The sequence below is a fragment of the Agromyces sp. CCNWLW203 genome (genome assembly GCF_036576125.1).
Taxonomy (GTDB): Bacteria; Actinomycetota; Actinomycetes; order Actinomycetales; family Microbacteriaceae; genus Agromyces.
Map to the genome: position 1 here is coordinate 283,919 of NZ_JAZHYX010000004.1, position 25,177 is coordinate 309,095.

The following is a 25,177-nucleotide window of genomic DNA, read 5'->3' on the forward strand; positions in this document are numbered from 1 at the left end:
CAACTATAGGTGAGGCTTACCTAACCCCGTCAACTCGGCAGCGAATCGGGCCGTCACGGACCGTCGCGAAGGCGCAGCCGGCCCGCAGCCGGTCACCAGAGATCCGGATGCCGCCGGCTCCGCCGCACCCGACGCTCGAGCTGTGCGGCGATCGAGAAGAGCGTCGCCTCGCCGCCCGGACGCCCGATGAGTTGCACGCCCATCGGCACCCCGCCCGCCGTCTCGGCGACCGGCACGGTGATCGCCGGCAGCCCCGAGACGTTCACGAACGAGGTGAACGGCGTGAACGCCACCTGCTGGGCGAAGTTGCGCTCGCCGTCGGCGGGGTCGTACCAGCCGACCGGCCTGGGCGTCAGGGCGAGCGCGGGAGTCAGCACGGCGTCGTAGGAGGCGAAGCGGCGGATGACCCGCTCCTCGAAGCCGGTGAGCCAGGCGAGCGCCTCCGCGAGCTGGCGGGCCGGCAGCGCGCGGCCCCGTGCGAGCAGCCAACGGGTCAGCGGTTCGAGCAGCGCCTCCCGCTCCCCGTCGACCGGCACGGTCGCGGCACCGGCCTGCCAGATCGTGCGGAACGCCTCGGGGTACCCGGGCTCGGGGGCGGGCGCCATGGCCTCCATGCCATGCCCCAGGCCCTCGAGGGCCTCGATCGCGACGTCGAGCGCCGAGCGGGCCTCAGGGTCGATCACGATGTCGTAGGCCTCGTCCCACGGCGAGTCCGTCATGACGCCGAGCTGGTACCGGCCCTCGCCCCGGATCGCCGCACCGAGGAAGGGTCCGTCGTCGCCGGCGGCCCGAAGCGCGAAGCGATGCGCCGCCGGATACCCCGACGGGGCGATGAGCCCGTCGAGGAGCAGGGCGGCGTCGGCGACCGTTCGGGCGAGCGGTCCGGCCACGCTGAGGCCGGCGAGGCTCGCGATGCCGGAGCCGGCCGGCACCCGGCCGCGGCTGGGCTTGACACCCACGAGCCCGCAGGAGGCCGCCGGGATGCGGACCGAGCCGCCGCCGTCGGATCCGGGTGCGACGGGCAGCATTCCGGATGCCACGGCCGCCGCCGCTCCCCCGCTGGATCCGCCGGCGCCGAGCGCGAGGTTCCACGGATTTCTGGTGGGGGCCGCGCCGACACCCTCGGTGTAGGAGGGCAGTCCGAACTCGGGCGTCTGCGACTTGCCGAGGCTGACCGCGCCGGCGGTGTCGACCGCGCGCACGAGCTCGTCCGAGGAATCGGGCACGAAGTCGGTGAAGGCCCGCGAGCCGAACCGGGCGGGCACGCCCGCGCGCAGGTGCAGGTCCTTGTCGGCCAGGGGCAGCCCCCAGAGCGGCGCGGTCTTCGGCACCTCCGCCGTCACGTGACGCGCCCGCAGGAGCGCCGCCTCGGGCGTCACCGTCGCGAACGCGCCGACCTCGGGATTCAGCCGCTCGATACGGGCGAGGTAGTGCTCCGTCAGTTCGACCGGCGAGACGTCGCCCCGCTGCAGCATCTGGTGGAGTTCGAGGGCGGTGTGATCGTGCAGCGACGTCATGCTCCGAGCCTACGTCCGCGCGCGGTGCCGCGGCGCTATCGTGGGGCCATGCAGGCGATCACGAGGCATCCGCTCGTCTGGGGTGCCGCCTGGGCCGCATTCTTCGGCGCCGTCATCCTCGTCGCCGCCGCCCTCGACTGGCCGACCTGGTCGTGGTTGCTGCTCATCGTGCTGCTCGTGGCCCCGAGCCTCACCGCGACGATCGTCGTGCTGCGCGCGACGCCGCGCGACCACCTCGAGCATCGCAGTTCCGTGTTCGGGCACTTCTTCTCGCGCTACGTGACGCTCATCTTCGCCTTCTTCGCCTGGTCGGGTTCGGTCGTGCTGGGCGCCGCCATCTCGACCTCGATCCAGCTCGCCGCCGAAGGCAAGGAGGACGAGATCACGGGCATCGGCTTCGACGTGCTCTCCGCTCTCACACCGATCGCCGCGACCGTGCTGTGGACCGCGCTCATCGTGCGCTGCTCGTGGTTCCTCGCACGGCTCCGCGGCTGGGGCGAGGCGCCGGCGGCGAGCGAGGTGCCCGACGCGCTGTTCGCGAATCGAGCCGATCTGCGGCGGGTCGCCGTCGGCCTCGCGCACCCGGGCCTGCTGCTCGCCACGGGCCTCGCCTCCGCGTTCCTCGCGATGCTCGCCGCGGAGGTCGAGCTCAGCTTCTTCACGTGAGGCGCGAGGCACATGGCCCGGTGCGCGCAGCGCCCGCGCGCAGCATCCGCTCGGCTACTTGAGCGACTTCTGCAGCAGCACCGTGCCGAGCCAGCGCTCGAACTTGAAGCCCACCCGGCCCATGCGGCCGATCTCCTCGAAGCCGAACTTCTCGTGCAGCGCGATCGACGCCTCGGCGCCCTGATCGGCGATGACGGCGATCATCTCCTTGAGGCCCGCGGCCTTCGACCGGTCGATGAGCTCGGCGAGCAGCACACGGCCGAGTCCTTTCCCGGATGCCGCGGGGCCGAGGTAGATCGAGTTCTCGACCGTGAAGCGGTAGGCGCGCTTCTGCTTCCACGGCGACACGAGGGCGTAGCCGAGCAGCTGCCCGCTCGGCGACTCGGCGACGATGAACGGCATGCCGAGCTTGTCGAGGTAGGCGAACTTGTCCTTCCACTCCCGGAGGGTCATCGCGTCTTCGTCGAAGGTGACCGTGGAGTTGGCGACGTAGTAGTTGTAGATCTCGCGCACGGCGGGCAGGTCGGCGGCGCGGGCCTCGCGGATCGCGTACTCGAACGGCGCTTCTTCGGGCACGGGCCTGCGAAGGTGGGGCGGCAGCACGCGGCGCTCCTGGTATTCCTCTTCGAGCATCGGCCCAGAATACCCGCGGCGTGTTGCCGCCGGGTTACGCGTCTGGTCGCCTGCAGGTCACGCGGGCAGGCTCCAGTCGACCGGTTCGGCGCCCTGCCCCTCGAGCAGCGCGTTCGCGCGGCTGAACGGCCGCGATCCGAAGAAGCCGCGCGAAGCCGAGAGCGGGCTCGGGTGCGCGGATTCGATCACCGGGGTCGGCCCGAGCAGCGGGCGGAGCTTCTGCGCATCGCGCCCCCAGAGAATCGCCACGAGCGGGCCGCCGCGCTCGACGAGCGAGCGGATCGCGTGGTCGGTGACCGCCTCCCAGCCCATGCCGCGATGGGAGCCGGCCGCGCCCGGTGCGACCGTCAGGACGCGGTTCAGCAGCATGACGCCGTTCGCACTCCAGCGCGTGAGATCGCCGTGCACGAGCGGCGCGGTGCCGAGATCGTCGACGAGCTCGCGCGAGATGTTCGCGAGACTCCGCGGCAACGGGCGCACGTGGCCGTCGACGGCGAACGAGAGGCCGATCGGATGCCCCGGCGTGGGGTACGGGTCTTGGCCGACGACGAGCACCCGCACGTCGTCGAGCGGCGCCCGGAACGCCCGGAGCACGTGCTCGCCCGCCGGCAGGTACCCGCGGCCGGCTTCGGTTTCGGCTCGGAGCGATGCGGCGAGCGCGCCGAGGTTCGGCGCCACTGCGGCGAGCGCCTCGGCCCAGCCCGGGTCGACGAGCGACGGCGCGAACTCGTCGGGCAGCTGCGCCGAACCCACTCAGATGCCGATCGTCGAGACCAGTACGCCGCCATCGGTCGGCAGCACTCGCCAGACGCTTCCCTCGCCCTCCGACCCGAGGCGGCCGTCGCCCACGATGAGCGACGTACGCTCGTCGATGCCGAGGCCACCGGCGATGAGCCCGGATTCGACGGCGGCGACGAGCCTGGAGAGCATGCCGCGCTGGGCGACGTGCACCTCGATGGCGACGTCGACGAGTCCGATGCCCGGCTCGATCTCGAGCTCGTGCCACGGCCCTTCGGAGTCCTCCGGGGAGACGGGCACGCCGCCGATGCGCGAGCCGCTGCCGAGCGAGCCCTCGGCCGCGACCATCGCGCCCGCCGAGACCCCGAGATAGGGCACGCCGACGGAGACCAGCCGGCGCAGCTCCCCGAACAACGGCTCGAGCCCGGCGCGCACGTCTTCGACGACGCCGCCGCCCACGGCGATGCCGTCGACCTCGGCGATCGCGGCGAGCGTGATCGGCTCGCCGGGCCGGCCCACGACGGCGCGTGCCTCGATGCCGTCTGCGTCGCCGGCGGCGGCCACCGTCAGGAGCTCGGCGAGCGCAGCGGCCTTCTCCTCGGCCTCGGGGTGCAGCGAGATCACGGCGATGCGCGGCCGGGCGCGGCCGGCCGTGCGCGCGCGTTCGGCGGCTTCGGCGACGAACGGTGTGTACAGCGCGGCATCCGCTTCGGTGGTCGCGCCGCCGCCGATGAGGTGGATGCTCATGCGGCGCCCTCGACGACCTCGACGGGCGGCAGCGCCGACCACGGGAAGACGATCCAGTCGTCGGTGCGGCGGTAGTCGAAGTCGGGCGCGAGCACCGTGTGCGACTTCGTGTAGAGGGTCGCGGTGCGCACCTCGGCGCCCTCGTCGGTGAGCAGGGCCAGGACCTTCGCGAGCGTTCGGCCAGAGTCGGAGACGTCGTCGACGAGCAGCACGCGCTTGCCGCCGAGGGCGGGCGCGTCGAGCATCGGGGGGTGCAGCACGGGCTCGGGCAGGCGCTCGTCGATGCCCGAGTAGAACTCGACGTTGATCGAGCCGCACGCCTTGGTGCCGAGGGCGTAGGAGATCGCGCCGGCGAGCAGGAGGCCGCCGCGGGCGATCGCGATCACGACGTCGGGGCGGAAGCCCGAGCGGAGCACGTCGGAGGCGAGGGTTCGCGCCGCCTCGCCGAACTCCTCCCAGGTGAGGATTTCGCGGCGGATGCCGCCGGATCCGAGGGCTGCGTCGTTCGCATCGAAGGTCATGCCTTCAGGGTATCCGCCGCTCCGTCGGATGGCTCGTCGGGAGTCGTCTCCGGCTCGGCGCCCGCGGGACGCCGCGCACCGCCGATGCGCTCGTTGATGAGCGAGATGATCGTCGCCGACGCGGTGCCGACGATGGCGATGCCGCCGGCCATGAGGAACACGGCGTAGAACCGGCCCTCGGCCGTGATCGGGTACGTGTCCCCGTAGCCGACCGTCGCGACGGTGACGATCGCCCACCAGATCGCGTCGCCGAACGTCGTGATCGAGGCACCCGGCGCGTTCCGCTCGGCCTGCAGGGTCGCGAGCGCGATGAAGTACACGAACACGACCGCGTAGCTCGCCGCGTAGATGACGATGTTGGCCCGCACGGCGTTGCCGCTGCGACGCTGCAGGTACGGCACCTGCCGCAGGAGCGCGAGCACGCGGAACGCCCGGAAGACGGGCACGATGGCCGAGAGCACGTCGACGGGATGCGTCCACAGGAAGGCCCACCGGCCGCCGTGCGGCGTCAACACGACGCGGACGACGATGTCGGCGATGAACACGGCCCAGGTGACGACGAGCACCCAGAACAGCCAGGCATCTGGGCCGCGTGGAATCCAGGGTGCGAGCACGTAGACCGAGTACGCGGCGATGAAGACGGCGCCGAGCACGACGAGCGGCACGGTCGTGCGGCGCTCCCAGGCGAATCGGCGCGGGGCGGCGACCGGTGCGGGCGTCACGACGACTCCGGACGAACGACGAGCGGACCCTTCGTCAGTCGGTACGGCGCGGCCTGGGCGACGGGCTTGACGACGATGAGGTCGAGGTCGACGTGGCGCGGCTTCATGACGGCGTCGGCGACGACCGCCGCGATGTCCTCGGCGACGAGGGGCTCGGGCACGTCGTCGTAGACGGCGTCGGCCCTGGCGCGGTCGCCGCCGAAGCGCACGAGCGCGAACTCGTCGGTCTTCACCATGCCGGGGGCGACCTCGATGACCCGCAAGGGCTCGCCGTTCAGCTCGAGCCGCAGCACCTCGGTGAGGGCGTGCGCGGCGAACTTCGCGGCGTTGTATCCGCCGCCGCCGACGTAGGCGATGTGCCCGGCGATCGAGGTGACGTTCACGATGTCGGCGACGCCGCGCTCGACGGCGCCGCGACGCAGCAGCGGCAGCAGCGTGCTCGTCACGCGCTTCACGGCGAGCACGTTGACCTCGAACATCCACGCCCAGTCGTCGACGTCGGAGGCCTCGACCGAGTCGAGCCCCTTCGCGCCGCCGGCGTTGTTGACGAGGGCGTGCACGGGCCCGGTCGCCTCGAGGTGGTCGCGCAGCCGGTCGACGTCGGCCTGCTTCGTGAGGTCGGCGACGACGACGGACGCCCCGGTCTCCTCGGCGAGCGCCCGCAGGCGCTCCTCGCGACGTGCGACCCCGACGACGTCCCATCCGGCCGCGCGGAATGCCCGCACGGTCGCTGCACCGATGCCGGAACTGGCACCCGTCACCACCACTCGAAGCTCGCTCATGCGCCCATTCTGCCCTGCCGGCCACCGCACGTGCGGTTGAATGGACTGATGCATTCGCGACCGCCGGCACCCCCGACCAAGCGCAGACGTGTCCCCATGTGGGACAACGCCCGATGGATCGCGATCACGCTGGTCGTCGTCGGCCACGGCATCCTGCCGCTCATCGGCGAGTCGAACTCGGCCTACAGCGTCTACCTGTTCATCTACTCGTTCCACGTGGCGGTCTTCGTCACGGTCAGCGGGTACTTCGCGAAGTCCGGCCCGCCGAACGCGAGGGCGCTCCGTCAGGTCCTCACCGACATCATCTTCCCGTTCCTCATCTTCGAGACGATCTGGACGATCATCAAGTGGCTGCTCGGGAGCGAGTTCGCCCTCGACTTCGCCACGGCGTCGTGGACGCTCTGGTTCCTCATCGCCCTCGCGGTGTGGCGCATCGTGCTGCCGTACCTCGTGCTGCTGCGATACCCGCTGCTCATCGCGATCGCGATCTCCATCGGCGCCGGGTACACCGAGTCGATCGACTCGACCTTCGCCCTCTCCCGCACGTTCGGGATGCTTCCGTTCTTCGTGTTCGGCTGGAAGCTGCGGCAGTGGCAGCTGACGGGCCGCTGGCTCGAGCTGCGGTCGGCAGTGGCCTGGCGCTGGCGCGCCGGTGCGATCGCGTTGTTCGGCGTGACCCTCGTGCTCATGCCGCTCGCGATCGAGACGTGGCGCGACCTGAAGCTGCGCCGCTTCATGCTCTACGACGAGTCGTACCAGGCGATCGGCTACGACGAGCCGTGGTCGGGCGCCATCCGTCTCGGGCTCCTGCTCTTCGCCATGCTGCTGTCGGTCGCGTTCCTCGTGCTCATGCCTCGGGGCTCGCTCTGGTTCACGCCGTTCGGCACGGCGACGATGTACATCTACCTGCTGCACACCTTCGTGCTGTTCCCGTTCCGCGAGACGGGCATGCTCGCGGGCGACCAGCCGTTCTGGGTGCTGCCCACGATGATGGTCTTCTGCGTCGCGATCTCGATCGTGCTCTCGCTGAAGCCCGTGCGGCGCGTGTTCCACCCGCTCGTCGAGCCGCGGGCGCGCTGGCTGTTCCGCCCCGAACCCTCGACGGCGACCGGCACGATCGTGCTCCCGCCCGAGGGCGAGCCGCGCTAGCCGCAGCCCCGGTCCCTGCCTCCTTCCGACGAGCGGATGCCGCCGAGTGACGCCGTGTTGCGGCATCCGTTGCCCGTGGTCACCCGCCCGCCTAACGTTGCTCGAAAGCCGCGGCGAACCCGCCCGAGCCGTTCCTGAGGAGACGTCCATGACCGAGACCGCCGACTGGCGCTTCGAGACCAAGCAGGTGCACTCGGGGGCCGCTCCCGACCCCGTGACCAACGCCCGCGCCACGCCGATCTACCAGACCACGTCGTACGTGTTCAACAGCGCCGAGCACGCGCAGAACCTGTTCGCGCTGGCCGAGTTCGGCAACATCTACACGCGCATCCAGAACCCGACGCAGGCCGTGGTCGAAGAGCGCATCGCGGCGCTCGAGGGCGGCACCGGCGCGCTCCTCGTCGCGTCGGGTCAGTCGGCGTCGACCTTCGCGGTGCTGAACATCGCCCAGGCCGGCGACCACATCGTCTCGTCGTCGTCGATCTACGGCGGCACGTACAACCTCTTCAAGTACACGCTCGCCAAGCTCGGCATCGAGACGACCTTCGTCGAGAATCAGGACGACGCCGACGAGTGGCGCCGCGCCGTGCGCCCGAACACGAAGCTCTTCTTCGCCGAGACGATCGGCAACCCGAAGATCAACGTGCTCGACATCCGCCTCGTCTCTGACGCCGCGCACGAGGCGGGCGTGCCGCTCATCGTCGACAACACGATCGCGACGCCGTACCTCATCCGCCCGTTCGAGCACGGCGCCGACATCATCATCCACTCGGCCACGAAGTTCCTCGGCGGCCACGGCACGACCATCGGCGGCGTCATCGTCGACGGCGGCACGTTCGAGTGGTCGAAGAACGTCGAGAAGTTCCCCGGCCTGACCGAGCCCGACCCCTCGTACCACGGCGCGAGCTACACGGCCGCGGTCGGCGACGGACTGGCCTACGTCATCAAGGCGCGCGTACAGCTGCTCCGCGACCTCGGCGCGGCGATCGCCCCGAACAGCGCGTGGCTGCTCATCCAGGGCATCGAGACGCTCTCGCTCCGCATCGAGCGGCACGTGCAGAACGCGCAGGAGATCGCGGAGTGGCTCGACAACCACGCCGACGTCGCCAGCGTCAACTACTCGGGCCTGCCGTCGAGCCCCTGGTACGCGGCCGCGAACACGTACGCCCCCAAGGGCGTCGGTGCGGTGCTCTCGTTCGAGCTCAAGGGCGGCGTCGACGCCGGCCGCGCGCTCGTCGACAACCTGTCGCTGTTCAGCCACCTCGCGAACATCGGCGACGTGCGCTCGCTCGTCATCCACCCCGCGTCGACCACGCACTCGCAGCTCACCCCCGAGCAGCAACTCACGACCGGCGTCACCCCGGGCCTCGTGCGGCTGTCGGTCGGCATCGAGAACATCGACGACCTGAAGGCCGACCTCGAGGCCGGCTTCGCAGCCGCGCGCGCCGCCACGGAGGCCGCTCGCGTCTGACGTCACTCTCGAACACGGATGCCGCGGGCCTGCACGGGCCCGCGGCATCCGTCGTCTCGGCGACCGGCGTAACAATGCACGAGGGGCGCCGCGCCTCGGGAAGAATCGAGACATGGACTGGCAGACGACGGCCGATGCGGTGCCCGCGAGCATCGTCACCGAGGCGCGCGCCGCGACGCTGGCCGGCCGTGCTCCGGCCACCGGCGCCTGGCGCGACGGCGATGCCGTCGGCGACCGCCGGTTCGTGAACATCGGCGACGTCGCCCTCGAGTCGGGGCGCGTGCTCGGGTCCGCGCGCATCGCCTACGAGCAGTGGGGCACGCTCTCCCCCGCGCGCGACAACGCGATCCTCGTGCTGCACGCCCTGACCGGCGACAGCCACGTGGCCGGGCCCGCCGGCCCCGCGCACCCGAGCGCCGGCTGGTGGCCCGGCATCGTCGGCCCGGGTCTCGCGATCGACACCGACCGCTGGTTCGTCGTCGCACCGAACGTGCTCGGCGGCTGCCAGGGCTCGACCGGGCCAGCCTCCCTCGCGACCGACCGCGCAGAATGGGGCATCCGCTTCCCGTTCCTCACGATCCGCGACCAGGTGCGCGCGCAGATCGCGTTCGCCCGCGAGCTCGGCATCGAACGCTTCGCCGCGGTCGTCGGCGGCTCGATGGGCGCCATGCACGTGCTCGAATGGGCGATCATGGCCCCCGACGCCGTCGAGCGCATCGCCGTGCTCGCGGCTCCCGCGGCGAGCACCGCCGACCAGATCGCGCTGAACTCGGTGCAGATCGAGGCGATCCGCACCGACCCGGCGTTCCGCGGCGGCGAGTTCTACGATGCTCCCGACGGCGACGGGCCGACGCGCGGGCTCGCCCTCGCCCGGCGCATGGCGATGCTGAACTACCGCACCGCGAGCGAGCTCAACCAGCGCTTCGCACGCAGCTGGCAGTCCGACCTCGATCCCCTCGGCGGTGACGGCCGCTTCGCCGTCGAGTCCTACCTCGACTTCCACGGCAACAAGTTCACGAGGCGCTTCGACGCCAACAGCTACATCGTGCTCACCGAGGCGATGAACTCGCACGACATCGCACGTGGCCGCGGCGGAGTGGCCGCGGCGCTCGCTCAGGTGACGGCGCGGAGCCTCGTGCTGGGCATCGACAGCGACCGCTACTTCCCGCTCAGCGGCCAGGAGGAGATCGCGGCGGGCCTTCCCGCGAGCATCCACGGGCGCTCGCCCGTCGTCGTCGCCTCCGAATACGGGCACGACGCGTTCCTCATCGAGGATGACGCGATCGGCGCGGCGATCCGCGAACTGCTGGCGGCCTGAGCCTCGTTCGCCGAGGGGCGCGCCCTGCCCGCACCCCTCCCGACCCGATCCCCTGCCCCGCCCTCCCTGCATCCCGTCGACTCCGCTACCCTTTCGAGTGACACCGTGCGATCAGCGGTGCCGACCATGCCGAGGGGGTGTCATGAAGCGCATCCACAAGGAACGCGACCGGCTGCTCCGGAGAATCGCGAGGGTCTCGGGCCTGAGCGGCGCGGTCGGGTCGTTCCTGTGCCTCCTCGTGCCCGGAGCCTCCACCGGCCTCGAACTGATGCTCGCAGCGGTGCTCAGCGCCGGTGCCATCGTCTGCATCATCCTGTTCACGTCGCGCGGTGCGATCGCGCCGGCGCTCGGGCTGGTCGCGTGCTCGGTCGCGCTCATCACGGTGCTCGGCGCGGCGCCCGTGATCGACCCGGTCGCCGGCTCGGCGATGGCCGTCACCGCGTCGGTGACGGCGGCCTCGGTCGCGATCCCGCTCATCGTGCGACCCGACGGCGCCTTCATGCTGCTCGGCCTCATCGCGGCCGTGCTGATCTCGATCGGCGTCGTCGCACTCACCGGCCACCCGATGCAGGTGGTCGCCATCGGCGCGCTCATGGGCTGGGCGGCGAATGCCTCGATCGGCATCTGGCTCGACCGCTCAATCGCCGCGGCGGCGGAGCGCATCCAGGAGGTCGGCCGCGCGCACGAGGCCGAGCGGCTCGCGAGCGAGCTCGAGTCGCAGCAGCGTCAAGACGCCCGGGTGCTGCACGACACCGTGCTCGCGACGCTGAGCCTCCTCGCCCACTCGGGCGTCGGCGTCCGCGCCGGTGCCCTCCGGCAGCAGGCCGGCGACGATGCGCGCCTGCTCAAGCAACTGCGACTCGGTGCACCGCTCGACCGCGGCTCGACGGCGGTCTTCTCCCCCGAGGCCGATGACGACAGTCTCGGCGTGACCTTCGAGTCGGTGCGCCAGCGGTTCGCGCGCATGGGACTCGACGTGAACTGGCACGGCGCCGGTCGGCTCGCGCTGCCGCGCGACACCCTCGACGCGCTCCTCGGCGCGCTCGGCGAGTGCCTCGAGAACGTGCGCCGGCATTCCGGGGTCACCGAGGCCGACGTCACCGTCAGCGACGACGAGCGCACCGTTCGCGCGATGGTCACCGATGCCGGCAGCGGCTTCGAACCCGCGACGATCGACGGTGCCCGGCTCGGCTACGCGGAGTCCGTCGTGGGCCGGCTCAGCGTCGTGGGCGGGCGCGCGCGCATCTTCTCCTCGCCCGGCTCCGGCACGACGGTGATGCTCGAGGTGCCGAAGCCATGAGCGAGCACCACATCGCAGCGAACACGCTCGGACGCCAGTTCCGCCGGCCCAGCCGATCGGCGCGCGCAGCCGGCGACGTGCGCGAGAGTCACGGCGGCCGTCGCCTGGCCATCGGGATCACCATCGCGTCGGGCTTCATCATCATCGGACACTTCGCGCACGCCGTGACCCTCGCCCCGCTCTTCCCGCCCGGTCCCGGTCCGTGGCCGGCCTGGTTCGCCCTCGCGGGCGTCGTCGGCATCGGCGTGATCTCCCGCATGGTGTCGCGAAACACCCCACTGCCCGACGTGCTCTACGTCGTGCTCCTCGTTGCCCTCATCGTGCCGGTGTGGCTCGACGTGACCGCGTCGATGGGGCTCCTGCGCCTCGGCGTCACCCCGACCGCCGCGGCGGCGGCCGGGGCCGTGCTGATGCCGGTGGCCGCGATCCGCGGCACGCGCATCCCGATGCTGGTCGCGAGCCTGATCGGCGCCGTGATCGCGGGCTCGGCGCTCCTCCAGGTCACGACCGCCGGCCATCACACCGTCACCGGGCTCACCGTCGCGGCGACCACGGTGCTGCCGATGGTCATCGCGGTGATCGCGATCGGCGGGTTCCGGCGACTCATCCGTCGCGAGCTCGACCTCTCGCTCGTGCAGAGCACGGTCGCGACCCCGCGCACCGCGGTCGGCATGCGCGCGTCCGAGGAGCTCGCCCAGCTCGACTTCGACGCCGAGGCGCTCCTCGACGACGTCGGATCGGGGCGGATCGCGATCCCCCTCCCGGCCGAGGCGGCCGAGCGAGCCGGCGATCTGGCCGCCCGGCTCCGCGTGCGACTCATCGAGGGCCGCAACGACACCTGGCTCAGGCACGCCGTCACCGAGTCGGCGTACCTCAGCAACCGGGTGACGGTCGACGACCCCGGCGGGCTCGCCGGCGTGCTCTCGCCCGACCAGCGCGACGGGCTGCTGCTCGCGCTGTGGTTCCTCGTGGGTGAGCAGTCGAAGGGAGCCGCCGAGCTCGCGGCCCATGTGACGTGCCGTGAACCGAGCGAGGCGGCCGACCCGGAATCACCCGATCTGCAGCTCTCGATCGAGGTCTCCGGCGTGGTTCGACGCCGCGTCGACCCCGCAACGTGGGATGCACTCGATACAGTCGGTACACACGATGTCGTTGCGGGGCCCGAATCCTTTCGCATCGACATCGACTGCCGGGTCGACCCGAACGCTCCGGCAGGAGTCACGGCCGTCCGCGGGGCGGCCCGTCAAAGGGGAATCTGATGACAGCGAGCGCTCCACCGATCCGCCTGGCGATCGTCGACGACCACCGCATGCTGCTGGGGGCACTCTCCGAGTGGATCCGCACCGCGGCACCCGACATCGAGCTCCTCGCGGCAGTGCCCTCGTGGTCGGAGCTCCTCGCCCATCCCGAGTTCCCGGTCGACGTCGTCCTCCTCGACCTCGACCTGCGCGACAACATCCCTATCTCGCTGAAGCTGTCGATGCTGAAGTCCGCGGGGGTGCAGACGATGCTCATGAGCACGTACTCCGAGCCGACCGTCGTGCGCGAGGCCCTCAGTTCGGGCGCGCTCGGCTACCTCGTGAAGTCCGAACCCGTCGAGACGATCATCGAGGCGATCCGGGCGGCGCGGGTCGGCGAGTCCTACCTGACCCCCGAGCTCGAGCTCGCCCTCACGGCCGAGGGCACGTCGCCGAAGCTCTCGGCGCAGGAGCGACGCGTGATGGCGCTCTACGGTGCCGGCCAGCCCGTCAAGGCCGTGGCGTTCCAGCTCGGCATCTCCGAGGAGACGGCGAAGAGCTATCTCAAGCGCATCCGCGAGAAGTACCGCGCGTCGGGCTACGACGTCGGCACGAAGGTCGCGCTCCGCAAGCGCGCGATCCTCGACGGCATCCTGCTGCAGTCCGACTGAGGCGGGTTCACGACCGGCGGAGCCGGCTCACGACCGGCGGAGTCGGCTCACGACCGCGTGAGCCTCACGACTCCACGGCGTGCATCGCGCCCGTCGCATACGGCACGGCCACGCCGCTGCGCACGCGGGAGCGATCGAGCGCGAACGACGTCACGGCGAGCAGCGCACCGGCGAGCGTGAGCACGAGCCCGATCCAGATGGGGGCGACGTAGCCGAGCCCGCCCGCGATCGCGATGCCGCCGAGCAGGGCGCCGAGGCTGTTGCCGATGTTCAGCGCCGAGTGGTTCAGCGCGGCGGCGATCGACTGGCTGTCGCGCGCGACGTCCATGAGCCGAGCCTGAATGGTCGGCGACAGGGCAGCGGATGCCGCGCCCACGAGCAGCACGCCGGTGAACAGGCCGAACGGGCTCGACGCGGTGAAGGCGAGCAGCACGAGCGCACCGGCGAGCACCGCGAAGAACAGGTACATCGAGCGGCGCACGCTCCAGTCGGCGAGGCGTCCGCCCGCGAAGTTGCCGATGGTCATGCCGATGCCGATCACGATGAGCACGACGGGCACGAGCTCCTCGGGCAGCCCGGTCACGTCGGTGGCGAGCGGTGCGATGTAGCTGTAGACGGCGAAGAGCCCGCCGAAGCCGACGGCTCCGATGCCGAGCGCGAACCAGACCTGGGCGCGGGTGAAGGCCTTCAGCTCGCGCTTCATCGTCGCACCGGGGTCGCCGGCCTGCCAGGGCACGGCGATCAGCACCGCGACGAAGGTGAGCGCGAAGATGGCCGCGACCGCGAGGTAGGCGATGCGCCAGCCCGCGAGCTGGCCGAGCCAGGTGATCGCGGGTACGCCGATGACGTTCGCGATCGTCAGCCCCGAGAGCACGAGTGCGACGCCGCGGGCTCGCTTGCCGGGGCCCATGAGGCTTGCGGCGACGAGCGAGGCGATGCCGAAGTACGCGCCGTGCGGGAGCGCGGCGACGAACCGGGCGACGAGCACGAGCTCGAAGGTCGGCAGTACGGCCGAGGCGATGGTGCCGAGCGTGAAGGCGGTGAGGAGCGCGAGCAGGAGTCGTTTGCGTGGCCACCGCGCCGCGGCCGCCGCGATCGTCGGTGCGCCGACGACGACGCCGAGCGCGTAGGCGGAGATGATCCATCCGGCGTTCGCGTTCGCATCGGCCGACGACTGCGCGTAGAGCTCGGGCAGCAGGTCGTACGCGATGTTCGGCAGGAGGCCCATCGCGACGAATTCGGTCGAACCGATGGCGAATCCGCCGAGGGCGAGCGCGAGGAGCGCGAAACGGATGCGGGCCGGCGACAGTGTCGTCGGCCCGTCGATGGGGAGGGTCACCCGTCGATTCTCGCACAGAAATCGAATCGATTCGATGCTGCCGCCGCCGCGCGGTCAGTCGCCGGTGTCGAGCCCGTCGATCGCCGTCTCGAGTCGTTCGAGCTTGCCCTCGAGCTCGCCCGAGTATCCCGGGCGGATATCGGCCTTCAGCACGAGCGAGACCCGCGAACCGTACTCGCCGACGGCCTCGGTGGCGCGCCGCACGACGTCGAAGACCTCGTCCCACTCCCCCTCGATGGTCGTGAACATCGAATCGGTGCGGTGCGGCAGGCCGGACTCCCGCACGATGCGCACCGCCGCGGCGACGGCGTCGTGGACCGACCCGTCGGTGTTGCCCGTGCCGCTCGGCGCGACTGAGAATGCCACCAGCATGTTCGTCTCCTTCAGTGGTCGTCGGGTTCGTCGAGTTCAGTGGTCGTCGAGTTCCATCGTGCTGCCGACGACGTCGGCCCCGCGCGCGAGCGACCGCGGCGAGCGCTGCGAGCCGAGCCGCCAGATCGAGCGGATGCCCCAGGCGAGCAGTATCACGAGCAGGAGCGACTTCATCGTCAGCAGGAACACGAAGGCCGGGTCGGCGATCAGGAGCCAGCCGTACCAGTAGGGGTAGATGATGTGCGTGAGCAGCGCGATCGATGCGGCGACCAGTGCCGGCACCGCGAACCGCGCGGGACGGAACACGAGCCCGACGATCACGGGGGCGGCGAGCCACGTCGCGAACTGCGGCGAGCCGACCTTGTTCGCGAGCATGAGCACCACGACGAGCGAGAGCGCGAGGGGCGGCAGGAGTCGTCCGAAGGCGGCTCCGCGACGCGCGGCACGCACGCCGACGAGCACGACGGCGAGCACCCCGAGGGCCATGAGCGGAGTGGTGAGGGCCGCCGCGACATCCGCGCCGGGCCCCTCGATCTGGAACGTCAGGATCTGGCGGTCGTAGACGATCTCGACCGTCTTCGAGCCCGCGACGATCTGCCAGAGCCAGGCCACCGCGAGCGGCGCCTCGATCTGGAGCCCCCGCCCGGCCTGCTCGGCGACGAAGCCGATCGCGTTGACGCCGGCACCGGCGAGGAGGCTCACGCCGAGGATCCCGACGCTGAGCGACAGCGCGACGGTGAGCACCTCGAGGCGCCGGCGCGCGGCGATCACGAGCGCTGCGACGAGGGCCGCCGGCCAGACCTTGATCCACGCGCCGATCGTGAGCAGCACGGCGGCCACCCGCGGCCGGCCGGCCGCCCACAGCAGGCCGGTGATCGCGAACGGCACCGTGATCGCGTCGATTCGGCCGAAGGCGATCGGGCCGAGCAGGGCGAGGAAGCCGAGCCACCACCAGGCCGCGATGCGGCGCGGACGTGACAGCGTCGCTCGGCCGATCAGCACGCCGAAGGCGATCGCGTTCAGCACGGTGACGATGGCGAGCCAGGTCTGGGCGTACCAGGCCGAACCGAACGCGAGGGCCGCGGTCATCGGCGCGAAGGCGAGGATCGGGTACACCCAGGGCGCGTCGATGCCCATGCGCAGCCAGCCGTGCGCGGCGTTGTCCGCCCAGACCCGGTACACCGCCGTCACGTCGCCGAGCGGATAGCCGGGGCCGCTGAGATTCAGCCAGACGAGCGCGACGTGCACGAGCGCGAAGCCCGCCCAGAGGGCGGCCCGGGTGCCGAGGAACCTGCGGATCGGGCGAGCGGATGCCCCGCGCTCGTCGCCGTCCGTCATGGCGAAGAGCCTAGCCGAGCGTCACAATCCGCCACGCGCTCCCACGCAGTCGATGGCATCGGCGATGCTTGAGGCACACCCACTGGAGGCCACCATGACCCGACGCTCCCTCACCGCGATCATCATCGCGGCATCAGCGACCCTCGCGCTCGCCGGTTGCGCCGGCGGCACGGGCGACGCTTCGGGCGGGGGCGACCACGTGACCGAGGGCAAGCTCACGATCGCGACCGGCGAGCCCGCGTACTACCCGTGGGTGCTCGACGACGCCCCCGAGTCGGGCGAGGGCTTCGAGGCCGCGGTCGCGTACGCCGTCGCCGACGAGCTCGGCTTCTCGGCCGACGACGTCGTCTGGGTGCGTTCGACCTTCGAGCAGGCCATCGCCCCCGGGCCGAAGGACTTCGACCTGAACCTCCAGCAGTTCTCGATCACCGACGAGCGCGAGCAAAACGTCGACTTCTCGTCGCCGTACTACGAGACGACGCAGGTCGTCATCACCGTCGACTCGTCGCCGGCGGCCTCGGCCACCTCGATCGCCGACCTGAAAGACCTCCTCGTCGGCGCGCAGACCGGCACGACGAGTTTCGACGCAGTCGAAGAGGTCATCGCCCCGAGCGCCGGCGCGCAGGTCTTCACCACCAACGACGACGCCAAGCTCGCCCTGCAGAGCGGCACGGTCGACGCCATCGTCGTCGACCTGCCGACGGCGTTCTACCTCACGGGCGTCGAGCTCGACGGTGGCAAGATCATCGGCCAGCTCCCGGCGACCGCCGGCGGCGGCGACGCCTTCGGCATCGTGCTCGCCAAGGGCTCGCCGCTCACGGCCGACGTCACGGCTGCCGTCGACGCGCTGCGTGAGCGCGGCACGCTCGACGAGCTCGCCGCCGAATGGCTGGGCGGCGAGGGCGGCGCGCCCGTCCTCGAGTGAGCTGGCGATCCGTACCACGAGCGTGTTCGAGCAACGGCTGTGTCCGATGTGCGGATGCCGCGACATCCGCCGACCGCCGATAGCGTGAGCTCGTGACCGACACGACCGACGCCGGCGCCACGACGACCGAGTGGCAGCCGAGCGCCCTCGAGCTCGAACGGCGCGCGTTCCGGAAGCGTCAGACGGGCCGCTCGGTGCTCGTGAGCGCGCTCTCGACGATCGTGCTGGCCGGGCTCCTCGCCTGGGCGCTCATCGGCTCGCCCGGGTGGGCGGAGGTGCAGCAGACGTTCTTCGACCCGGCCGTCGCGGTCGCGTCGCTCCCCCGCATCCTCGAGGGCCTCTTGCTGAACATCCAAGTGCTCGTCGGCGCGAGCATCGGCGTCGTGATCGTGGCCCTGCTGCTGGCGACCCTCCGCACCCTCCGCGGCCCGGTGTTCTTCCCCCTCCGGGCACTCGCGGCGGGGTACACCGACCTCTTCCGCGGCATGCCGCTCATCATCGTGCTCTACCTGATCGGCTACGGCGTGCCGGGGCTCGACTTCTTCCCGCGCGTGCCCGTCGCCGTGCTGGGCACGATCGCGCTCATCCTCACCTACTCGGCGTACGTCTCCGAGGTGTTCCGTGCCGGCATCGAGGCGGTGCACCCCTCGCAGCGCCTCGCCGCCCGGTCGCTGGGCCTCAGCCACGGCCAGACCATGCGGCGCATCGTGCTGCCCCAGGCGTTCCGCAAGGTGACGCCCGCCCTCATGAACGACTTCGTCGCCATGCAGAAGGACGTCGGGCTCATCTCGGTGCTCGGGGCGGTCGACGCCGTGCGCGCGGCCCAGATCGAGACGGCGCATTTCTTCAACTTCACGCCCTACGTCGTGGCCGGACTGCTCTTCGTGCTGCTCGCGTGGCCGATGATCCGGCTCACCGACTGGCTGTCGGCACGCATGCGGGCACGCGAGCAGGTCGGGAGCATCGTGTGAACGCGTCATCCGTTTCGGTCACCGAGCCGGTGCTCCGGCTCCGGGGCGTTCGCCGCGCGTTCGGCGACCATGTCGTGCTCGACGGCATCGACCTCGACGTCGCGGCCCACGAGGTCGTCGCCCTCGTCGGCGCGAGCGGCTCCGGCAAGTCCACGCTTCTCCGAACGATCAACCTCATCGAGCAGATCGACGACGGCGAGATCCTGCTGCGCGGGCAGGACGTCAGTGATCCGCGCGTCGACGCCGACGGCGTGCGCGCCCGCATCGGCGTGGTCTTCCAGCACTACAACCTCTTCCCGCACCTCAGCGTGCTCGACAACGTGACGCTCGCCTCCCGGCTCGTGCATCGCGTTCCGCGGGCCGAGGCCGAGCGCCGGGGACTCGAGCTGCTGGCCTCGATCGGGCTCGCCGACTTCGCCCGCGCGTTCCCCGACCGGCTGTCGGGCGGCCAGCAGCAGCGCGCGGCGATCGTGCGGGCGATCGCGACGGAGCCCGAGCTGCTCCTGCTCGACGAGGTGACGAGCGCCCTCGACCCCGAGCTCGTCGGCGAGGTGCTCGCCCTCGTGCGCTCGCTCGCCGACGGCGGCACGACGATCGTCATGGCCACCCACGAGATGGCGTTCGCGCGCGAGGTCGCCGATCGGGTCGTCTTCCTCGACGCGGGCCGGATCATCGAGGACGCCCCTGCCCGGCAGTTCTTCGAGGCGCCGCGCGAGGAGCGCACGCGCGAGTTCCTCGCGAGGTTCCTCGCCGACTGAGTCGGTCGCGCTCAGCGCGCGAGCAGCGCCCCGATGACGGGCGGGATCGCCTCGGCGATGTCGAGGGCCGTGATCGGTCCGCCGTCGACCGCCGCGGTCGCGCGCCTCGCCGCCTCGCCCTGCACCCAGGCCGCGGTCGCAGCGAGCGCGGTGAGCACCTCGGCGTCTTCGGCGATGCGTTCGTGATGCGTGGCCACGAGCGCGCCGAGGATGCCGCCGAGCACGTCGCCCGTGCCGGCGGACGCGAGCCAGTGGGTCGGCGCGGTGACCGTGTAGCGGTCGCCGTCGGGGTCGCAGATGTGGGTGACCGCCCCCTTCAGCAGCACGGCGACGCCGAGCTCCTTCGCCGCTCGCAGCGCCCACTCCGCCGGGGCGGCGCGCACCTGCGCGATGCTCGTGTCGATCTCACGCGAGGCGAGGAGTGCTGCGAGTTCCCTGGCGTGCGGGGTGATCACCGTGGGCGCCGTGTGCGTGCCGACGAGGTCGAGCGCGCCGGCGTCGAGCACGACGGGCAGGCCCGACGCGAGTGCTCCCTGCAGGTCGCCGAGGAGCATGAATGAGCGCCGGCCCATGTCGATGCCCGAGCCGACCGACCACGCCTGCACCCGGCCCGGAGCCGTGACGGTCTCGGGCCGGCGCGCGAGCACCGCGGTGCGCACGGCGCGCGGGCCGGTGTAGCGCACCATGCCGAGTCCGGCACGATGCGCGGCCTCGACGGCGAGGACCGCCGCACCCGGGTAGTCGGGAGAACCCGCCACGATGCCGAGCACGCCGCGCGAGTACTTGTCGTCATCGGCGCCCGGTGCGACGACCCACTTCGCCGCATCGTCGGCGGTCCATTCCTGCCACGGCGTGTCCATGGTCCAACGATAGGTTGAACGAGATGACTCCGACAGTTCCCGCACCGATCAGCCTCGCCCCCCGCGTCGTCGTGTTCGACTACGGCGAGGTCATCTCGCGCGAGCCCTCCGCCGCCGACCGGGCCGTTCTCCTCGATCGTGCCGGTGTGACGACGGCCGACACCGAGCGGTTCTGGACGTCGTACTGGGCGCACCGGCAGGGCCTCGACCAGGGCGCCACGTCGATCGCCGAGTACTGGCAGGCCGTCGCCGTCGACCTCGGGGCGGAGTGGAGCCCCGTCGACGTGCACGAGCTCTGGGCCATCGACCACCGCGGGTGGCTGTCGGTCGACCCGGGCACCCTCGGCGTGCTCCACGCCCTCGCCGCGGGCGGCACGCGCCTTGCGCTCCTCTCGAACGCGGGCGCCGACTACTCGGGCTGGCTGCGTCACGGCTCGTTCGCGCCCCTCTTCGAGCGCGTGTTCGTCAGCGGCGAGCTCAACCTCGTCAAGCCCGACGCCGCGATCTACGAGCACGTCATCGACGAACTCGGCATCGCGGCATCCGACTTCGTCTTCGTCGACAACAAGGCCGAGAACGTCGAGGGCGCGATCGCGGTGGGCGGCGACGGGCACGTGTTCACGGATGCCGCCGCGCTCGAGTCGTGGCTCCGCAGCCTCGCCTGAGCGCGCAACGGGCCCACGGCGGGGTCAGCTGCGCTGGCCGAGGGCGATGATGTTGCCCTCGCTGTCGTCGAACCAGGCGGTGCGCATGCCGCCGTCGTCGACGATGCCGTTCTCGGTCTTCACGCCGGGCAGGTCGTACTCGTTGAACGTCACCCCGCGCTCGCGGAGCGCAGCCATGTCACGGTCGAGATCATCGGTGTCGATGCCGAGCGCGGTGCTCTTCGCCGTGCCGGCGAACTGCGTCTCGTAGACGAGTACCGGGGTGGACCCGATGCGCAGCATCACGCCGCCCGGCGAGTCCTCGACCGGGTCGAGGTCGAAGACGGTCTTCCACCAGCGCTTCGCACGCTCGAGATCGGAAGCCGGCAGGACGGCATAGCCTTCAGCGGATTCGAACATGATGAAACCTCACCTCTCGGGTCGGTGCCGAGTCTACGCGCTCAACCGCGCCGAGTCGCGTCCTGCACCTCGCCCACGAGTTCCTCGATGATGTCCTCGAGGAACAGCACGCCGGCCGTCGCGCCGTCTTCATCGAACGCCCTCGCCACGTGCGTGCCGAGGCGGCGCATCGTCGAGAGCGCGTCTTCGAGGTCGGTGCCCGCGTAGATCGACACGAGACGGCGGATGCGCTTGGCCGGGATGGGGTCGTCGAACTCGTCCTCGTCGAGGTCGATGACGTCCTTCAGGTGCACGTACCCGTCGGGGTCGCCCGACTCGTCGAGGATCGGATAGCGCGAGAAGCCGCGGCGGGCCACCGCACGCTCGACGTCGGCCGGCGTGGCACCCGGCGGCAGGCTGACGAGCGAGTCGAGCGGCACCGCGACATCCTGCACCCGCTTGGTCGTGAACTCGAAGGCGGCCGTCAGAGTGCCGCTCGCGTCGGCGAGCACGCCCTCGCGGCGCGACTGGTGCACGATCGTCTGCACCTCCTCGAGCGTGTAGGTCGAGGTGGCCTCGTTCTTGGGCTCGACGCCGAAGAGGCGCAGCACCCCGTTCGCGGTCGCGTTCAGGGCGATGATGATCGGCTTGAACACGCGCGCCACGAAGACGAGGGGCGGCGCCAGCAGCAGCACCGCACGGTCGGGGATCGAGAACGAGAGGTTCTTCGGCACCATCTCGCCGAAGACCACGTGCAGGTACGACACGAGCACGAGCGTCACGATGAACGCGATCGTCGAGACGACCTCGGTCGACCAGCCGGTGAGGTGCAGCGGCACTTCGAGCAGGTGGTGGATCGCGGGCTCCGACACGTTCAGGATGAGCAGCGAGCAGACCGTGATGCCGAGCTGGCTGGTCGCCAGCATCAGGGTCGCGTGCTCCATGGCCCAGAGCGCGGTCTTCGCGCTGCGCTTGCCCTGCTCGGCGAGCGGTTCGATCTGCGATCGGCGCGCCGAGATGACGGCGAACTCCGCGCCGACGAAGAAGGCGTTCGCGGCGAGCAGCACGATCAGCCAGGCGATTCCGGCCCAGTCGCTCATCGTTCGCCCCCCTCGAGGTCGTCGGCTTCGGGCGGCGGGTTCGGCACGAAGCGCACGCGGTCGATTCGGCGCCCGTCGAGTCGCTGCACGACGAGCGTGCCCTCGTCGATGAGCACCTCGTCGCCGACGACGGGCAGTCGCCCGAGCTCGGCCATGACGAATCCGGCCACGGTCTCGTAGTCTCCGTTCTCTGGGACGCGGATGCCGGTGCGCTCGAGCAGCTCGTCGGGTCGCAGTATTCCGGGGAAGCTCACCTCGTCGCCGCGCCGCACGATGCCGGCGCGGGTGCGATCGTGCTCGTCGGAGACCTCGCCGACGAGCTCCTCGACGAGGTCCTCGAGGGTCGCGACACCGGCGGTGCCGCCGTACTCGTCGACGACGACCGCCATCTGGTACCCGCGGCCTCTGAGTTCACCGAGGAGGGTGTCGAGCTTCATCGTCTCGGGAACGCGCAGCGCATCGGACTGCAGGGCCGATGCCGGCACCTCCGAGCGCTTCTCGCGCGGCACGGCGACGGCCTGCTTGACGTGCACGAGGCCGACGACGTCGTCGAGGTTCTCGTCGTACACCGGGAAGCGCGAGTACCCGGTCGTGCGTGCGAGCTCGAGCACGGTCTCCGCAGGTTCCAGGCGCTGCACGGCTGCGACCCTGGGGCGCGGGGTCATCACGTCGGATGCGTCGTGGTCGGCGAAGCGCAGGGTGCGCCCGAGCAGGGTCGCGGTGTCCTGCTCGAGCATGCCGGCGCTGGCCGATCGCCGGACGAGCGACGACAGCTCCTCGGCCGAGCGGGCGCCCGAGAGCTCTTCCTTCGGCTCGATGCCGAAGGAGCGGAGGATTCCGTTCGCGCTGCCGTTCAGCAGCGAGATGGCGGGGCGGAACACCCAGGTGAACGCCGTCTGGAACGGGATCACGAGCACGGCGGTCTGCCGAGGCAGGGCGAGTGCGAAGTTCTTGGGAACGAGCTCGCCGATGACCATCGACAGCAGGGTGGCGACGACGACGGCGGTGATCGTGCCGACGGGGCGCACGAACGCCTCGGGTACGCCGATCGCGGCGAGCGGCCCCGCGAGGAGCGACGAGATCGCCGGCTCCATCGTGTAGCCCGTGAGCAGGGTGGTCAGCGTGATGCCGAGTTGCGCACTCGAGAGGTGCGTCGAAGTGATCTTCAGCGCCGCGATGGTGAGCGCGAGTCTCGTCTCGCCTCTCGCGCGGCGCGCCTCGAGGTCGGCCCGATCGAGATTGACGAGCGCGAACTCACTGGCGACGAACAAGCCCGTGCCGATCGTGAGGAGGAGCCCGATGCCGAGGAGTATCCACTCAGACATCGCCACCTCCGCGAGCAGTCACGGGCGGGGGTCTATGACCTGGAGCAGTGGCAGAGGGAGGTTCGTCCATTGTCGCCTCAGTATATCGGCGCACCCCGTGCGCCCGCCCAGCCGTAACCAGAGCGTCACACGCAACTCACCAGCTGACCGGCAACGCCTTGCCCTCCTCGTATCCCGCCGCCGACTGGACGCCGACGAGGGCGCGGTCGCGGAACTCCTCGAGCGTGCGCGCCCCCGCGTACGTGAACGAGCTGCGCACCCCAGACGTGATCATGTCGAGCAGGTCCTCGATCGAGGGTCGCAGCGGGTCGAGCGAGATCGCCGACGACGAGATGCCCTCCGCGAAGAGCTCCTTGCGCGCGAGCTCGTAGGGCGACAACCGGTCGAAGCGCTCGCGCACGGCCTTCGTCGACGCCATACCCCAGCTCTCCTTGTAGAGGCGACCGGATGCATCGTGCCGCAGCAGCCCCGGAGCCTCGATGGTGCCCGCGAACCACGACCCGATCATGACCGACGCCGCCCCGGCGGCGAGCGCGAGCGCGACGTCGCGCGGGTAGCGCACCCCGCCGTCGGCCCAGACGGTCGCACCGAGCTCGCGCGCGGCCTCCGCCGTCTCGAGCACCGCCGAGAACTGCGGCCGGCCGACCGCCGTCATCATGCGGGTCGTGCACATGGCGCCCGGGCCGACGCCCACCTTCAGCACGTCGGCGCCGGCTTCGACGAGGTCGGCGACGGCATCTGCCGTCACGATGTTGCCCGCGACGATCGGCAGCCCGAGGTCGAGGTCGCGCACGATGGACACCGCGCGGAGCATGCCCTCCTGGTGACCGTGCGCGGTGTCGATGACGAGCATGTCGACGCCCGCGGCCGCGAGCGCCGTCGCCTTCGCCGCGACGTCGCCGTTGATGCCCACGGCGGCGGCGACCCTCAGTCGCCCTGCCGCATCGACGTTCGGCTCGTAGATCGTGCCACGCAGTGCGCTCCGGCGGCTGAGCGTGCCGACCACGCGACCGTGCTCGAGCACCGGAGCGAACTCGAGGCCGGCCTCGACCATGAGGTCGAAGGCGCGGCGGGGCGTCGACACGTCGTCGGCGTCGAGCGAGGCGAGCCCGCCGTGCACGAGGTCGCCGAGCCGAGCGTCGGGCAGCGCGGTCGCGAGACGGTCGGCGGGGATGCATCCGACGTACTCGCCTCTGGAGTCGTGCAGCACGATGCCGTGGCCCGCGATCGGCGGCAGCACCTCGAGGGCGTCGGCGGCCGAGGCATCCGGGCTGAAGTCGTACGGGGTGTCGAAGCGCGGCGACTGCGCCTTGACCGCGCGGATCGCCGCGTCGAGGTCCTGCAGGTGCATGTCCTGCGGCAGCACGCCGAGGCCGCCGCGGCGGGCGAGCGTCGCGGCCAGGCGCGGGCCGGTGATCGAGTTCATGTTCGCCGACACGAGCGGGATCGACGCACCCGACCCGTCGTCGGGTGCGAGCGAGACGTCGAGACGGCTCGTGACGGCGGAACGACTCGGCACGAGGAACACGTCCGAGTAGGTGAGGTCGTGGCTGGGTGTCGTCCGGTAGAACTCCATGCCGCCACGCTACCGCCGCGCCGTGCTCAGGGGGCGATTGAGGGGATTAGGCTGGGAGGCGGTGATTCGACGTGCCCGCGCGCACGGCGAAGCCGCG

The 25,177-nt window shown here is 71.2% G+C and carries 26 protein-coding genes; 11 read left to right on the top strand and 15 right to left on the bottom strand.

The window, feature by feature from the left end:
• Nucleotides 1-92 precede the first annotated feature (92 nt).
• A complete protein-coding gene (locus tag VPH61_RS11635) occupies nt 93-1,517 on the bottom strand; it encodes an amidase (protein WP_332063648.1) in 1,425 nt (474 codons plus the stop codon).
• A gap of 48 nt (nt 1,518-1,565) precedes the next feature.
• Between VPH61_RS11635 and VPH61_RS11640 the strand changes: the two genes are divergently transcribed.
• A complete protein-coding gene (locus tag VPH61_RS11640) occupies nt 1,566-2,183 on the top strand; it encodes a hypothetical protein (protein ID WP_332063649.1) in 618 nt (205 codons plus the stop codon).
• Between the two features lie 54 nt (nt 2,184-2,237).
• On the opposite strand, the gene VPH61_RS11645 is transcribed toward VPH61_RS11640, so the two are convergent.
• The 6 genes from VPH61_RS11645 to VPH61_RS11670 are packed head-to-tail and all read right to left on the bottom strand — an operon-like array spanning nt 2,238 to nt 6,326.
• A complete protein-coding gene (locus VPH61_RS11645) occupies nt 2,238-2,816 on the bottom strand; it encodes a GNAT family N-acetyltransferase (RefSeq protein ID WP_332063650.1) in 579 nt (192 codons plus the stop codon).
• Nucleotides 2,817-2,873: 57 nt separating this feature from the next.
• Nucleotides 2,874-3,569 carry a uracil-DNA glycosylase gene (locus VPH61_RS11650; RefSeq protein WP_332063651.1) on the bottom strand — a complete coding sequence of 232 codons (696 nt, stop codon included), beginning with the start codon at nt 3,567-3,569 and terminating at the stop codon, nt 2,874-2,876.
• A complete protein-coding gene (locus tag VPH61_RS11655) occupies nt 3,570-4,301 on the bottom strand; it encodes a Type 1 glutamine amidotransferase-like domain-containing protein (RefSeq protein WP_332063652.1) in 732 nt (243 codons plus the stop codon).
• Nucleotides 4,298-4,822: a phosphoribosyltransferase gene (locus VPH61_RS11660; protein ID WP_332063653.1), complete on the bottom strand. Its 525-nt coding sequence runs from the start codon at nt 4,820-4,822 to the stop codon at nt 4,298-4,300. Before VPH61_RS11660 ends, VPH61_RS11655 begins: the two co-directional genes overlap by 4 nt.
• A complete protein-coding gene (locus VPH61_RS11665; RefSeq protein WP_332063654.1) occupies nt 4,819-5,544 on the bottom strand; it encodes a potassium channel family protein in 726 nt (241 codons plus the stop codon). Before VPH61_RS11665 ends, VPH61_RS11660 begins: the two co-directional genes overlap by 4 nt.
• Nucleotides 5,541-6,326 carry an SDR family oxidoreductase gene (locus VPH61_RS11670; RefSeq protein ID WP_332063655.1) on the bottom strand — a complete coding sequence of 262 codons (786 nt, stop codon included), beginning with the start codon at nt 6,324-6,326 and terminating at the stop codon, nt 5,541-5,543. Before VPH61_RS11670 ends, VPH61_RS11665 begins: the two co-directional genes overlap by 4 nt.
• 96 nt (nt 6,327-6,422) lie before the next feature.
• Here VPH61_RS11670 and VPH61_RS11675 point away from each other — a divergent pair, with 96 nt between their 5' ends.
• From VPH61_RS11675 to VPH61_RS11700, 6 genes are all read left to right on the top strand, one after another.
• Entirely contained in the window at nt 6,423-7,475 is a 1,053-nt protein-coding gene (locus VPH61_RS11675; protein WP_332063656.1) for an acyltransferase family protein, read from the top strand.
• Nucleotides 7,476-7,623: 148 nt separating this feature from the next.
• Complete coding sequence (locus tag VPH61_RS11680) at nt 7,624-8,946, top strand: bifunctional o-acetylhomoserine/o-acetylserine sulfhydrylase (RefSeq protein ID WP_332063657.1); 1,323 nt, start codon at nt 7,624-7,626, stop codon at nt 8,944-8,946.
• Nucleotides 8,947-9,058: 112 nt separating this feature from the next.
• On the top strand, nt 9,059-10,264 hold the full coding sequence (gene metX / locus VPH61_RS11685; RefSeq protein ID WP_332063658.1) for a homoserine O-acetyltransferase MetX: 1,206 nt from the start codon (nt 9,059-9,061) through the stop codon (nt 10,262-10,264).
• A 142-nt stretch (nt 10,265-10,406) separates the two neighbouring features.
• The gene (locus VPH61_RS11690) at nt 10,407-11,564 is read left to right on the top strand and encodes a sensor histidine kinase (protein WP_332063659.1); all 1,158 of its coding nucleotides are present in this window, start codon (nt 10,407-10,409) and stop codon (nt 11,562-11,564) included.
• Nucleotides 11,561-12,823 carry a hypothetical protein gene (locus VPH61_RS11695; RefSeq protein ID WP_332063660.1) on the top strand — a complete coding sequence of 421 codons (1,263 nt, stop codon included), beginning with the start codon at nt 11,561-11,563 and terminating at the stop codon, nt 12,821-12,823. The genes VPH61_RS11690 and VPH61_RS11695 overlap by 4 nt, the downstream gene beginning before the upstream one ends.
• Nucleotides 12,823-13,473, top strand: a complete 651-nt coding sequence (locus VPH61_RS11700; RefSeq protein WP_332063661.1) for a response regulator transcription factor — start codon at nt 12,823-12,825, stop codon at nt 13,471-13,473. The genes VPH61_RS11695 and VPH61_RS11700 overlap by 1 nt, the downstream gene beginning before the upstream one ends.
• 64 nt (nt 13,474-13,537) lie before the next feature.
• Here VPH61_RS11700 and VPH61_RS11705 read toward each other — a convergent pair whose 3' ends face one another.
• The 3 genes from VPH61_RS11705 to VPH61_RS11715 are packed head-to-tail and all read right to left on the bottom strand — an operon-like array spanning nt 13,538 to nt 16,522.
• On the bottom strand, nt 13,538-14,812 hold the full coding sequence (locus tag VPH61_RS11705) for an MFS transporter (RefSeq protein ID WP_332063662.1): 1,275 nt from the start codon (nt 14,810-14,812) through the stop codon (nt 13,538-13,540).
• A gap of 54 nt (nt 14,813-14,866) precedes the next feature.
• Nucleotides 14,867-15,184 (bottom strand): thiamine-binding protein, encoded by a 318-nt coding sequence (locus tag VPH61_RS11710; RefSeq protein ID WP_332063663.1) that lies wholly within the window; start codon nt 15,182-15,184, stop codon nt 14,867-14,869.
• A gap of 36 nt (nt 15,185-15,220) precedes the next feature.
• The gene (locus VPH61_RS11715) at nt 15,221-16,522 is read right to left on the bottom strand and encodes a hypothetical protein (protein WP_332063664.1); all 1,302 of its coding nucleotides are present in this window, start codon (nt 16,520-16,522) and stop codon (nt 15,221-15,223) included.
• 94 nt (nt 16,523-16,616) lie between these two features.
• On the opposite strand from VPH61_RS11715, the gene VPH61_RS11720 reads away from it, so the two are divergent.
• The 3 genes from VPH61_RS11720 (at nt 16,617) to VPH61_RS11730 (ending at nt 19,176) form a co-directional block, all read left to right on the top strand.
• Complete coding sequence (locus VPH61_RS11720) at nt 16,617-17,447, top strand: ABC transporter substrate-binding protein (RefSeq protein ID WP_332063665.1); 831 nt, start codon at nt 16,617-16,619, stop codon at nt 17,445-17,447.
• A gap of 92 nt (nt 17,448-17,539) precedes the next feature.
• The gene (locus VPH61_RS11725) at nt 17,540-18,418 is read left to right on the top strand and encodes an amino acid ABC transporter permease (protein ID WP_332063666.1); all 879 of its coding nucleotides are present in this window, start codon (nt 17,540-17,542) and stop codon (nt 18,416-18,418) included.
• On the top strand, nt 18,415-19,176 hold the full coding sequence (locus VPH61_RS11730; protein WP_332063667.1) for an amino acid ABC transporter ATP-binding protein: 762 nt from the start codon (nt 18,415-18,417) through the stop codon (nt 19,174-19,176). The genes VPH61_RS11725 and VPH61_RS11730 overlap by 4 nt, the downstream gene beginning before the upstream one ends.
• 11 nt (nt 19,177-19,187) lie before the next feature.
• On the opposite strand, the gene VPH61_RS11735 is transcribed toward VPH61_RS11730, so the two are convergent.
• Complete coding sequence (locus VPH61_RS11735) at nt 19,188-20,036, bottom strand: ADP-dependent NAD(P)H-hydrate dehydratase (RefSeq protein ID WP_332063668.1); 849 nt, start codon at nt 20,034-20,036, stop codon at nt 19,188-19,190.
• A gap of 23 nt (nt 20,037-20,059) precedes the next feature.
• Here VPH61_RS11735 and VPH61_RS11740 point away from each other — a divergent pair, with 23 nt between their 5' ends.
• Complete coding sequence (locus VPH61_RS11740) at nt 20,060-20,701, top strand: HAD family hydrolase (RefSeq protein ID WP_332063669.1); 642 nt, start codon at nt 20,060-20,062, stop codon at nt 20,699-20,701.
• Between the two features lie 24 nt (nt 20,702-20,725).
• On the opposite strand, the gene VPH61_RS11745 is transcribed toward VPH61_RS11740, so the two are convergent.
• From VPH61_RS11745 to VPH61_RS11760, 4 genes are all read right to left on the bottom strand, one after another.
• Nucleotides 20,726-21,100, bottom strand: coding sequence for a VOC family protein (locus tag VPH61_RS11745; RefSeq protein ID WP_332063670.1), 375 nt, complete (start codon nt 21,098-21,100; stop codon nt 20,726-20,728).
• 41 nt (nt 21,101-21,141) lie between these two features.
• Nucleotides 21,142-22,179: a hemolysin family protein gene (locus VPH61_RS11750; RefSeq protein WP_332063671.1), complete on the bottom strand. Its 1,038-nt coding sequence runs from the start codon at nt 22,177-22,179 to the stop codon at nt 21,142-21,144.
• On the bottom strand, nt 22,176-23,504 hold the full coding sequence (locus VPH61_RS11755) for a hemolysin family protein (RefSeq protein WP_332063672.1): 1,329 nt from the start codon (nt 23,502-23,504) through the stop codon (nt 22,176-22,178). Before VPH61_RS11755 ends, VPH61_RS11750 begins: the two co-directional genes overlap by 4 nt.
• Nucleotides 23,505-23,640: 136 nt before the next feature.
• Nucleotides 23,641-25,080 (bottom strand): GuaB1 family IMP dehydrogenase-related protein, encoded by a 1,440-nt coding sequence (locus VPH61_RS11760; protein ID WP_332063673.1) that lies wholly within the window; start codon nt 25,078-25,080, stop codon nt 23,641-23,643.
• Nucleotides 25,081-25,177 lie beyond the last annotated feature (97 nt).